Annotated in this window: 9 protein-coding genes and 1 pseudogene; 4 read left to right on the forward strand and 6 right to left on the reverse strand. The window is 60.1% G+C overall.

Annotation, left to right across the window (positions count from 1 at the left end; genetic code table 11):
• The first annotated feature begins 21 nt into the window (after nt 1-21).
• From JTP94_RS14245 to JTP94_RS14260, 4 genes are read left to right on the forward strand one after another with little or no spacing between them, the layout of a single operon-like run.
• On the forward strand, nt 22-1,539 hold the full coding sequence (locus tag JTP94_RS14245) for a sugar ABC transporter ATP-binding protein (protein ID WP_409456609.1): 1,518 nt from the start codon (nt 22-24) through the stop codon (nt 1,537-1,539).
• Between the two features lie 25 nt (nt 1,540-1,564).
• On the forward strand, nt 1,565-2,545 hold the full coding sequence (locus JTP94_RS14250) for an ABC transporter permease (protein WP_204851138.1): 981 nt from the start codon (nt 1,565-1,567) through the stop codon (nt 2,543-2,545).
• Nucleotides 2,542-3,417: a MurR/RpiR family transcriptional regulator gene (locus tag JTP94_RS14255; protein ID WP_204851139.1), complete on the forward strand. Its 876-nt coding sequence runs from the start codon at nt 2,542-2,544 to the stop codon at nt 3,415-3,417. Before JTP94_RS14250 ends, JTP94_RS14255 begins: the two co-directional genes overlap by 4 nt.
• A complete protein-coding gene (locus JTP94_RS14260; protein WP_204851140.1) occupies nt 3,414-4,301 on the forward strand; it encodes a ribokinase in 888 nt (295 codons plus the stop codon). The genes JTP94_RS14255 and JTP94_RS14260 overlap by 4 nt, the downstream gene beginning before the upstream one ends.
• Nucleotides 4,302-4,835: 534 nt before the next feature.
• On the opposite strand, the gene JTP94_RS14265 is transcribed toward JTP94_RS14260, so the two are convergent.
• The 6 genes and pseudogenes from JTP94_RS14265 to JTP94_RS14285 form a co-directional block, all read right to left on the reverse strand.
• Nucleotides 4,836-5,651 (reverse strand): alpha/beta hydrolase, encoded by an 816-nt coding sequence (locus JTP94_RS14265; RefSeq protein ID WP_204851141.1) that lies wholly within the window; start codon nt 5,649-5,651, stop codon nt 4,836-4,838.
• Between the two features lie 91 nt (nt 5,652-5,742).
• Nucleotides 5,743-5,990: pseudogene (locus JTP94_RS35505) on the reverse strand (hypothetical protein); the annotation flags it as partial.
• 756 nt (nt 5,991-6,746) lie between these two features.
• A complete protein-coding gene (locus JTP94_RS14270; protein ID WP_204851142.1) occupies nt 6,747-7,733 on the reverse strand; it encodes an alpha/beta hydrolase fold domain-containing protein in 987 nt (328 codons plus the stop codon).
• 10 nt (nt 7,734-7,743) lie between these two features.
• Nucleotides 7,744-8,814 carry an alkene reductase gene (locus JTP94_RS14275; RefSeq protein ID WP_204851143.1) on the reverse strand — a complete coding sequence of 357 codons (1,071 nt, stop codon included), beginning with the start codon at nt 8,812-8,814 and terminating at the stop codon, nt 7,744-7,746.
• A 233-nt stretch (nt 8,815-9,047) separates the two neighbouring features.
• Nucleotides 9,048-9,692 carry an NADPH-dependent F420 reductase gene (locus JTP94_RS14280; RefSeq protein WP_204851144.1) on the reverse strand — a complete coding sequence of 215 codons (645 nt, stop codon included), beginning with the start codon at nt 9,690-9,692 and terminating at the stop codon, nt 9,048-9,050.
• A gap of 150 nt (nt 9,693-9,842) precedes the next feature.
• Nucleotides 9,843-10,289, reverse strand: coding sequence for an Rrf2 family transcriptional regulator (locus JTP94_RS14285; RefSeq protein ID WP_204851145.1), 447 nt, complete (start codon nt 10,287-10,289; stop codon nt 9,843-9,845).
• Nucleotides 10,290-11,090 lie beyond the last annotated feature (801 nt).

An 11,090-nucleotide genomic window follows, 5' to 3' on the forward strand; every position in this document is an offset into this window, starting at 1 on the left:
GTCAGACAAGGTGGTAGTAAGATGACCGAGATGCCCAGACTGAGATTCGAAACCATTTCCAAGTCGTTTCCAGGTGTGCGGGCGCTGTCGGATGTATCGTTCGACGTCATGCCAGGTGAGATCCACGGCCTTCTCGGAGAAAATGGAGCCGGAAAGTCGACGCTGCTGCGCATCCTGTCCGGCGTCTTTCGTCCGACGTCCGGTTCGATGTTCGTCGATGGAGAGGCTGCCGCGTTTCGTAAACCCCTCGATGCTCGCGGCGCCGGGATCGCGATGATCCACCAGGAACTGCAACAAGTGCCGCATTTAAGTGTCGCGCAGAACATGTTTCTGGGGCACCCCTTGACGACGGGAGGCGGCCTGTTCGTATCGAGGCGCGAGCAGGAGCGTCGCGCCGGTGACGCATTGGCGATGATCGATCCGGGAATCGATCCCTCTGCGCCGATTTCGACGTTGAAAGTTGCGCAGCGTCAGATCGTGGAGATCGGCCGCGCGCTGCTCGACAAGGCGAAGATCATCGCAATGGATGAGCCGACCTCCAGCCTGACACCGAGTGAATTCGAGCGGTTGGCAGGGGTCATCACCAGCCTTTCGGCAAGTGGTGTGTCGATTATCTATGTTTCGCATAAGATGGATGAGGTGTTCCGCATCTGCCAGCGCGCTAGCGTCATGCGCGACGGCAAGCTGGTTGGTCGTGTGGATATGCAGACTGCCTCGCATCAGGACGTCATCACAATGATGGTCGGCCGCGAACTGATGCAGGAGCAACATGTTTCACATGCCACCACGACGATAAAGCTTGAGGCGCGGGATCTCTCCTCTGCGACGAAGATCCGCAACGCGTCATTCCGGCTCCACCGCGGTGAGGTCCTCGGCATTGCGGGTCTCGTCGGATCCGGCCGAACGGAACTCTTGCGCCTTTTGGCCGGCGTCGACCGCTTGTCCGCCGGCAGCATCGAGATTGACGGCAAGCCTGTAAACCTCACCAATCCACGCGAGGCCATTTCCGCGGGCATCGGTCTCGTACCTGAGGAGCGCAAGCGCGAGGGGATCATCCCGGTTCGCTCAGTCACCATCAATATGGCACTCGCCTCGCTTGGCAGTTTCTCGAAGGGTGGCCTTATCCAGAATGGCAAGCTGCGTAAGACCGCACAGGATCTGCTGCGTCGCGTAAACCTTCGACCATTCCAGCTGGATCGGCCTATTCGTCTGTTCAGCGGCGGCAACCAACAAAAGGCGATTATCGCGCGCTGGCTGGCAAGCCGCTCGCAGATCCTTCTTTTCGACGAGCCCACTCGCGGGATCGACGTCGGTGCCAAGGCAGAAATCTACCACCTAATCGAGGCACTGGCCGCCGACGGACATTCCATCATCGTCGTTTCCTCGGAACTGCCGGAAGTCATCCGACTCTCCGATCGGGTTCTCGTCATGAGAGACGGGAAGATCGCGGCGGAGATCGCAAGAGAATATCTGAGCGAAAGCGCAATCGTGGCGCACGCCATTCCCGGTGCCAACACCGGACACGCGCCTGCGGCGTAAGGCGGAAGACATAGAGGAACACGTTATGAGCAATTCACCCGCTGCTGCCGATGCGAAGCTTTCGCCCCCCTTCGGCCGCTTCTCATTTTCCCTGCGAGACGCCGGCACGCTGATCGGCCTGGTCGTTATCATGGCCGTGTTTGCCACACTGGTGCCCGGCTTCCTGTCCGAGCGGAACCTCATCAATATCCTGCAACAGTCCAGCATCAATGCATGCCTGGCGCTTGGCATGACTCTGGTGATCATATCAGGCGGTATCGATCTGTCCGTCGGTCCGACCGCCGCGATTTCTGCCGTCGTCACAGCGACGCTGCTACTTGCCGGGACGCCGGTCCCGCTCGCTATTCTGGCGGGCCTTGGGATCGGGGCGATCTGCGGTCTTATAAACGGAGTTCTGGTCGCCTATGTCGGTCTGCAGCCCTTCATCGTGACACTCGGAACGTTGAGCACGTATCGAGCGCTCGCGCTGATCTACACGGGCGGCAATCCAGTTCTTGGCATCCCGGCAGGTTTTCGATCGCTCTTCAATGGAAACTTGTTGGGTATTCCGACACCCGTTCTGATCGTTGCCGTCGTGGCAGTGGCCGCCTGGATCCTGCTCAAGAAAACTCCGATCGGTGAGTATCTGCTGGCAGTCGGTGGCAACGAAGAAGCGGCCTATGTCGCCGGCGTTCCGATCGCGCGGACCAAGATCACCGCTTACGTGATCTCCGGCGGACTTGCCGCGCTCGCCTCCCTGATCCTGATCGGGCGACTGGGAGCGGCGGAACCGATCCTTGGCAATCTGTGGGAACTCGATGCAATCGCTGCCGCCGCAATCGGTGGAGCCTCGCTGAGGGGTGGCAAGGGCAGCATTCTGGGAACAATTCTCGGCGCCATCATTCTCGGGACGATGCGCAACGGTCTTACGTTGATGAACGTCCAGGCGTTCTATCAACTGCTGGCCACAGGTCTTATAATCCTCGTCGCAATGATGATCGATCGCGCGACAAGGGGACGAGAATGAATACTGAAAGCTTCGACATGACGGCCGTCGGCCCGCGCATCCGCATGATGATGCCGCTGTTGACGCCACTCGAGGCGAAGGTTGTCGATACGGTCTTTGCGCTGCGCGGCTTCAGCGACGACACGTCTCTGAAGCAGATCGCCGACGATGCCGGTGTCTCGGAAGCCATGGTGGTCAAAATCACCAAGAAGCTTGGCTTCTCTGGCTATCGCGATTTTCGCGCGGCTGTCAGCCAGTATAATCGCCAGCCCACCGCGGAAATGCATCAGGAGCTGTCGGTCGACGATACGTCGCAGGAAATCGTGCAGAAGGTGTTCCGCACGTCGATTAATGCTCTAGAGGAAACGCTATCGATCTTTGATATTGAGGCGTTTGACAGGGCCGCGGATCTGATTCACCGGGCCAAACAACGGGATTTCTACGGCGTCGGCGGCTCCGCCCAGATTGCCCGTGACGTCGCTCATAAGTTCCTGCGCATCGGTGTGCGCGCGAGTGTGTTTGACGATTCCCACATGATGCTGATGTCGGCGTCTCTCGTCTCTGAGGGCGACATCGCGATCGGGTTTTCTCATTCCGGCAATACGACCGCGGTGATCGAAGCCATCCAGCTTGCCCGGCGAAATGGTGCTCGAACGATCGCCATCACCAACTACAATTCATCCGCATTGGCCCAGGCTGCCGATGTTGTGCTTTGTTCCACCGCGCAGGGTTCGCCTTTGATGGGGGAAAATGCGGCGGCGCGCATCGCGCAGCTGAACATTCTTGATGCCGTGTTCGTGGCTGTTGCCCAGCGTGACTACAAAGCCGCCGAACGCAATCTCGAGCGGACGATGTCCGCCGTCACCTCCAAACGAAAAGATCGACTTCCATGACAACTTCGCCCCGCGTCACCGTGTTCGGCAGCCTTCACTACGACATTGCCGTCATGGGTCCGGCCCGGCCGCGCAAGGGTGAAACAGTGACGGGGACGTCCTGGCATCCTAAAAGCGGCGGTAAAGGTGGCAACCAGGCAGTGTCTGCCGCGCGCACGGGGATCGCGACCTCGATGATTGGAGCAGTCGCCGATGACGACTTCGGGCGGTTTCTCATTGCAAATCTCGATCGGAAAAACGTTGATCACACCTTCGTCCGACGCGACGCATCGCAATCCACCGGGATGAGCGTGGCGATTTTCGATGCCGAGGGCGACTATGGCGCTGTTATCGTCTCCGGCAGCAATCTCACCCTTGGCGATGGAGATGTCAGAGCAGCTCAGGATCTGTTGAACAGGACAACGCTGCTCGTTCTGCAGAACGAAATAACCGACGCCGCAAACGTCGCAGCGGCAAGAGCCGTAAAACAAGCCGGTGGCCGTGTTCTCATCAATGCAGCGCCGGCGCGACGGCTATCGACCGAACTTCAGCAGCTTGTCGATATCATCGTCGTCAACGCAATCGAGGCGGAAATGCTGGCCGGGGTTCCCGTCGCTGAAACGCTCGATGGCGCCCTGAAGGCTGCCAAAACGCTGGCGCATGTCTTTCCGGAAGTTGTCGTGACCGCAGGCGGCGCAGGTGTCGCTTTTGCAAATCGCCGAGGGGACGAAATTCTCATTGAGGCTGTCAAGGTTGACGTGAAAAGTACCCATGGCGCCGGGGATGAGTTCATTGGTGTTCTTTCAGCGGAAATATCAGCCGGGACGGCAATCGACGCTGCTTTGCGAAAAGCAAATAGGGAAGCCGCTAAGTTGGTCAGTACAGCTGAGAAGGACCGTGTTTGACGCGGCCGACCCGGAAGCCACACGCTCTCAGTATTGGACCCTCACCTTCAAAGAGGGACCTGCAACAGCCTGACCATTCATCTGTCCCTAAGAGCGACATACACAATCAAGTGAGTTCAGGTGAATTTTGCGGTATCGAGATAATGACGGCTCAGCCCAGTGGGCGGTTACAAAATGCCGGCAGAGGCGGACCGGGTCCGCAGCGATGCGTATCATCTTCGACAGCCGCAAGCGGCTCTCCTAGGGTGCCCGCGCCATCACCGATGGTCGTGTACCATTCGGTGCCGAACCACCTTAACCGGCGACGGGCTGATCGCCTCTTCGGCCGATCTCGTCGATGAACGCTTCTTCGGCGCGAAGAGCAGGTTATTCGGTGTACCGCATGAGTGAGAGAGTGTGTCCAGCGAGCCGGGCCGAAGATATGCCGCCATCGCTGAAGATTTTATTCGGGGTCTCACGGCTTCAGCGCTGATCAACGGCGGCTTGCTCAACAGCATCATGGCGTTTAGAGCCGGGAAGATAGCTCGTATTTCGTCAACAATGGCTTTGAAGCCATGGGACAAGGCTTTCTGCCAGACGTTTGGCATTGTCCCCGAGCAGAGCATTGTGGCCTTGATGCGGTTCGACGCGGTAATCGGCCTTATACAGTTTTGCCAGTGCTTCGCCTGCGCTGGCAGGCGTCAAGGTGTCCAAGGCGCCGGAAACGATTGCCACAGGCATTGTTATGCGGGCCGGATCGACCGAAAGCGTGAAACGTGTTGCTTCATATGCCCGAAGGGGCGACTCTGCTACGAGCAGCGCATAATACTTTTTGCAGTGCTCTTCATCGAGACCCTGGAAAAAGAACTGGCTCGCTACCTCTAGCGGTGGCGGACCCCAAAGACGGTCCATCGATATCGGCATCTCAACGGTTTCCGCGCCGGCCTCTCTAGGCACGACCGGCGTCAGCAGCAGCAGCGCCCTCACATCGTGACCTTGAGCATAGATCTGGCTTGCTAGAGCACCCATCGAATGGGCCACCAAAATAGGCGGCGATTCGAACTGCTGCGCCACCTTGCTAATGTCATGCACTACATCGGCGATCGACATCGTCAGCAACTCGCCCGGCTCTATCGCATCGGACCCGTTGCGTCCAAGCCAGTTCAAAGCATGGACATCGAAACCTCCTGCTGCGTAAATCGGTGCAGTATCTTGCCAGGCCCAGGAAGCCTGACCTCCACCGTGAACACAGATGATGTCGCCGCGCTTGTTGGGCTGTGAAACTTGACGATATCTCTCGATCCGAATTCCGTCCATGACGTAGTCGTCGAGTTGCACCTTTGGTCTTAGGCTGTCTTCAAGATCAGTCATTCGTCAATCCCTTTCTGTGTTCCGTTTCCATTGATGGGCTCGCGCAGCATGAGATACGTCAGGTTTCTTTCCTACTCTGTCGCCCGGTCGCGAAGGCTTGCGCACCGAGTTTGGGGAAGCCGCGCTGCACGCCGAGCGTGACGCCAGGCCTCGAAGCCCTTCCGCTTCAGACGTTTGGCCTGCAGCGGGTTCACGAGGCTCATCGACCCTTCGAAGGCGACGGTGTGAAGGTGTGAGGCCTTTGTCACCCTCCTTGGGCCTGGACGCCTTCAAGACCTTTTCCTCGTAATCGACGAAGAAGTCTCCATCCGGGTGGGCCGGTGAGGATAATTGGGGCATGAATGGCTCCTGTGTGCGAAGTCAAGCCCCTCTCGCGGGGTGCAGCCATCAAATTGCAAGCACCGTGCCAAATTGACATTGCACAAATAGCAGTCAATTAACGCCATAAAGCATTCAATCATACATTCAATTTTGGAGGCCGGTGAACTTGACGCCGCTTAGGCGGGCATACACGTGCAAAATATGAATGCAAGGGAGGTCGAAATGGATGCATTCAAAATGCTATCAATATACCGAGGCGATGCCCGATGGCGATTATATCATGCTTGCATGCGGCGTTCGGACGTCTGGCGCACGCCGGCGCGACGGTGTTTTGCGCTCAGCCGCAGCGCGAGCTCGCAAAGCGCCTCAGCATCGATTTCACCACGGTGGCGCGCGGTTACGAGGAGGGACAGGAACGGGGCCCGGTGGACTCGCATGCCGGACCCGGTTCAAAGGAATGTCTGGGGGGAGGTTATGAGAAATCGGACTAACTTGCGAACAGTAAGCGGAGCTGGCGGCATTCACGACGTCGCCTGGATGCAGGCCAGTTCCGTGATGACGGACGGCCATCGAAGTGAGGGTACTCTCAATGTCGCTCGGATGTCTCGATGACATCCAACCCGATCCGATAGCCCTCGACTTCAGCCTTACCGAAAGCTATCGCGTCGGATGATCACGCGGCGCGCCTTTGGAAAGGCAGGCACGCCAGCGCGGTTCCGAACGAGATGCGATCCGTGGTGGCCGCCTTGCTGAAGCCGAGCCCCGCCCCCGGCATCATCGCACTAGATGAGCATCGAAGAACGCAGCCGCGCGCGCAATCGCGGTCCTCGACTCAAGAGCGTCCGGTACGACGCTCTGGAAGACATGGGGCATGCCTTCGTAGAGGTCGAGCACGGCGTCATGCCCACCCATGCGGATCGCCTGATAGTGGCGCACGAAGTTGCTGAGGAATATCTCGCGCGTGCCGCCCTGGATTAGAGTCGGCGGGAAAGCCGCGCCGTAATCGCCATAGACTGGACTGACATAGGGATGCCTGTGGTCGGCGGGATCAGCGTAGGCCTGCACGCACCACGCCAGTGATTCCGGCGCGAGGATCGGATCGGCGGACTTCAACGTCTCGTAGGTGTCGCCGGCGCCGCTGATGTCCGACCAGGGCGAGACCAACCAGAGCGCGCCCGGCAGGGCCAATCGCCGGTCTCGCATTTTTAGCACACTACCAGCGGCCAGTCCGCCGCCGGCGGAATCGCCAAGGAGGCCCAGCGCGGCCGGGTCGTACCCGCCCGCCAGCAACGCTTCCCAGACAGCCAAGACCTGGTCGGTGACCGCCTCCCAGCGCGCCCGGGGCGCCAGCGTATAGTCGATCGAGATTACCTCGAGGCTAGTCGCGGTGGCGATCAGCGCGGGCAAACCGAGCAGCGTTCCGGCCGAAAAATAGACATAGGCGCCGCCGTGGACATAGGCGAGTCCGCGCCGGCCAGGTCGGTGGTCGCGCGGCGTGATCCGGACCACCGGCAAACGGGCGATGGTCTCGCGCCGGATCGTGACGCCCAATGCGTCGGCCAGCTGTGCGTTCGGAGGCGCGAACGCGGCCTCCATCTGCCGATTGGCGTCGTCGAAATCGGCCTGCGACAAAGGCGTGGTCGGTTCGGGTGTCTGCCGGCTGGCCTCATACAGGGCGGCCAGGGTTACAGCCGCCTGCGGCGACACCGTTCTGGGAGTCTGAAAGCGGAGCGGAAGGGCTGGAGCTTGCGATGGGTTCATCGTCATAGTCTCAGCGCGCGGCCAGCGTGGGATAGTCGGTATAGCCGAGCGCCTCACCCTGGTAAAAGGTCGCAGGATCCGGGTCGTTGAGTGGAGCGCCGTGGCGGAAGCGCTCGATCAGATCCGGGTTGGCGAGGAATTTCGTACCAAAAGCGACCAGATCGGCCGCGCCGGCAGTTATCGCGGCCTCGGCGCTGTCGGCGTCGAAGCCGCCATTGGCGATGTAGGGACCGCCGAACGCCCACTTGAGCGCGGTGTAATCGAAGTCCGGATCGCCGATCTGCACGACGTGAAGATAGGCCAGCCCGTATAGACCTAGCATTGTAGCCGCGTGGCCGAACGTGGCGGCCGGATTGCTGTCACTCATCGAGAACACCGGAATGGTTGGCGACAGGCGCACGCCGATACGATTGGCCCCGAAGACCGGAATGATCGCTTCCACAATCTCTTTAAGGAAGCGAACCCGATTTTCAACAGGACCGCCATAGGCATCGGTCCGCTTGTTGGTACCGTCACGCAGGAACTGATCGATCAGGTAGCCATTGGCGCCGTGCAGTTCGACGCCGTCGAAACCGGCGCGTTTGGCGTTCTCGGCGGCACGGCGGAAATCCTCCACCACGCCGGGAATTTCCTCAAGGCCCAGCGCCCGCGGCGTCTCATAGGGTTGGAGCCCGGTGGCAGTGTAGATCTCACCTTCCGGGGCTATCGCGGACGGCGCAACCGGGAGGCCGCCGTCCGGCTGGATGGTCGAATGCGACAGGCGACCGACATGCCACAGCTGCAGGAAGATGCGTCCGCCTTCAGCATGAACCGCTTGTGTCACCTTTTCCCAGCCGGCGACCTGTGCATCGCTGAAGATGCCGGGGGTGCGCGGATAACCCTTGCCCTGCGCCGAGATCTGCGAGCCCTCGGTGATGATCAGGCCGGCCGTCGCGCGCTGACGATAATATTCCACCGCGAGCGATGTGGGCGCGTCACCCTCACCGGCCCGGCTCCGAGTGAGCGGTGACATGACCGCGCGATTGCGCAGCGTATAGGGTCCCAGTTGAATGGGTGACAGCAGCGTCTTGGGTACGGGCATCGGTTGGTGTCCTTCAAGCGGTTGGAACAGGGCAGCGATGGCCGGGCGGGATCCGTGCGTCTCCCGGCCATCGCTCGGTGTAGGGCTGTCCTGCCGCCTTGGGTCAAAGCGGTAAGTTGGCAAGGACGAACGGCCGGATCGGTCGGCCGCCCGGAAGCTGCACGGCTTTGCTCAGCAGGCATCGGGAGCCCGCCTTCTCGCGGGCTCCCTTCCTCCTTCATTAAGCTCCGTCGTCAGATCTTGATGAAATTATGCGACGACAACGCCCCAAATGGTAGCGACGCCAGCCGCCCGCCGACGTCGAGCGTGCCAAGATCCACGGCGAAGAAGCCAGTGGCTTCGATGATCTTGCGAATCTCGGCTTTTGCATCGGCGTCATCGCCCGAATAGAACAGGACCCGCTGGCCGCCCGCCACTTGGGGCTCTTTGAGGACGTTGACGTCGAGGTGGTTGAAGGCCTTGACGACGCGCGCGCCCGGAACGAACTGCCTGAACACCTCGCTCGAGTACTTGTCTCCAAGATCGACCGCCTTGATGCCGTAGGCCGCGAGCGGATTGCTGGTATCTTTCGCATCCGGAGAATTGGGATCGAAGAACACCACGGGGTTGGTGCCATCAATGACGATGCGGCCGTTCCAGGCCGGCAAGCGGCTGAACACGCTCTCGGTGTCGACCCAACGCACGGCCGCAAGGACGATGTCGGCGCTTGCTGCCTCTTCGACGGTGCCGGCTTTGATGGAGGGGCCAAGTTCGCCGACCAGCGAAGCCAGCGACTCCGGTCCGCGGCTATTGGAAATCGTCGCCGAAATCCCTGCCTTGGCAAGAATGCGTGCGAAGCTGGAGCCGAGGGCGCCAGAACCAATGATACCAATGCTCATTATTTTCTCCTGTTAACGTCAGAGGGGGCTTGGGAAGACAAGAACCGCCAGCGCCCCCGGAACCGCGCGGTTTTGACAGTCGATCTCCGGCCGATGAGGCGCTGAAATGACAATGTGTCTACGTCACAACGACAATTCATGACAAAACGATTACCAGACGAGCGGGATGGAGAACTTGCCCAGCCGCGCCACTTCCGCCGCGATGTCCGCGACAGTGGTCTTCGCCAGTTCGTCCTCCATGGCTGTGCGTGCCTTGGCCAGCGGAGGCTGTATCGCCTCGAGAATGTTGCCGCCGACCGCGCAATTCTCACACGGCGGCGTGCGGTGCATGGAAAACAACTCCGTGTCCTCGACGGCGCGATAGACATCGAGCAGCCGTATCTTGGCCGCCGGCTTGGCCAGCAGGGCGCCACCTCCAGCGCCGAGCTGCGAGCGCGTCAGGCCTGCGTCGTTCAGACGGGACAAGAGTCCGCGGATGACGACCGCCCCGGTATTGGCTGAATAAGCGAGATCTTCGGACCGCAGAGGCTTGCCATCGCTCACGGCAAGACCGGTCAGGATATGCACGGCAACGACGAAGCGGGTGCTGGTTGGCATGGTGGAGTCCGTTTGTGTGTCGCCACTACTATTACACACTATCGGCGGCGTCAACCGTTGATTTGACCTGGCTGTCGTTCGTGCGCTGCTAAGGCGCTCGATCATCCAGCGGGTCCGGGCGGCGCATCGATCCGGTAGACGACCGAGACAGGAAGCTTGAGCGTCCGGGTGGAATATCCTGGATCGAAAGCTCGACCAGCCGACCCTCGGCAGTCTCATTTGCAATGGCATGGAGCGGCATGCCGCCCGCCGAGCATCAGGATGTCAACCGGCTTCGTCGCGATGTCGTCCTGGGCGGTGGACTCCAATTTGGCACGTTCAGCCGCCGGGTGGGGTCCTCCAGCACGGACCAGTTGACGGCGGTCATAACTACGCAGGGGTGATATTGGTCGATGATATACTTGCCCATAATGGTCACCGCGCATGCGTGATGACGAGATACTTGGGCGACGCGGTAGGTCGCGTCTTCACGCCAGGCGGATGCGAGAACCCAATTGGCTGCCGAAGATGCCTTCTCAGCGCGCTCGGAGCCATTCATCGGTTCAACCGATGGATAGTATCGCACTATACCGGCTGTTTCATGACGCGCGCGCGTGGCACCTTATCCACCCATGTTGGCCGATCAAGAATTTAATTTCTCGTACCGTTAAAGCCCCCGCGATCGGAGAGCCGGAGGATCTGTTCCATGACGACCATTCTGCATATCGATTCAAGCATTCTCGGCGGCTATTCGGTCAGCCGGACGTTGACCGCCGACATCGTCGCCAAGCAGCTGGCGCTTCATCCGGGCGCTCGGATCAT

This window comes from Martinezella lusitana (assembly GCF_016901135.1).
Classification (GTDB): Bacteria; Pseudomonadota; Alphaproteobacteria; order Rhizobiales; family Rhizobiaceae; genus Rhizobium; species Rhizobium lusitanum_D.

Excerpts from the sequence above, each read along its gene's own strand:
- JTP94_RS14265 (WP_204851141.1), bottom strand. The coding sequence starts at position 5,651 with ATGACTGATCTTGAAGACAGCCTAAGACCAAAGGTGCAACTCGACGAC.
- JTP94_RS14270 (WP_204851142.1), bottom strand. The coding sequence starts at position 7,733 with ATGAACCCATCGCAAGCTCCAGCCCTTCCGCTCCGCTTTCAGACTCCC.
- JTP94_RS14255 (WP_204851139.1), top strand. The coding sequence starts at position 2,542 with ATGAATACTGAAAGCTTCGACATGACGGCCGTCGGCCCGCGCATCCGC.
- JTP94_RS14245 (WP_409456609.1), top strand. The coding sequence starts at position 22 with ATGACCGAGATGCCCAGACTGAGATTCGAAACCATTTCCAAGTCGTTT.
- JTP94_RS14260 (WP_204851140.1), top strand. The coding sequence starts at position 3,414 with ATGACAACTTCGCCCCGCGTCACCGTGTTCGGCAGCCTTCACTACGAC.
- JTP94_RS14275 (WP_204851143.1), bottom strand. The coding sequence starts at position 8,814 with ATGCCCGTACCCAAGACGCTGCTGTCACCCATTCAACTGGGACCCTAT.
- JTP94_RS14250 (WP_204851138.1), top strand. The coding sequence starts at position 1,565 with ATGAGCAATTCACCCGCTGCTGCCGATGCGAAGCTTTCGCCCCCCTTC.
- JTP94_RS14285 (WP_204851145.1), bottom strand. The coding sequence starts at position 10,289 with ATGCCAACCAGCACCCGCTTCGTCGTTGCCGTGCATATCCTGACCGGT.
- JTP94_RS14280 (WP_204851144.1), bottom strand. The coding sequence starts at position 9,692 with ATGAGCATTGGTATCATTGGTTCTGGCGCCCTCGGCTCCAGCTTCGCA.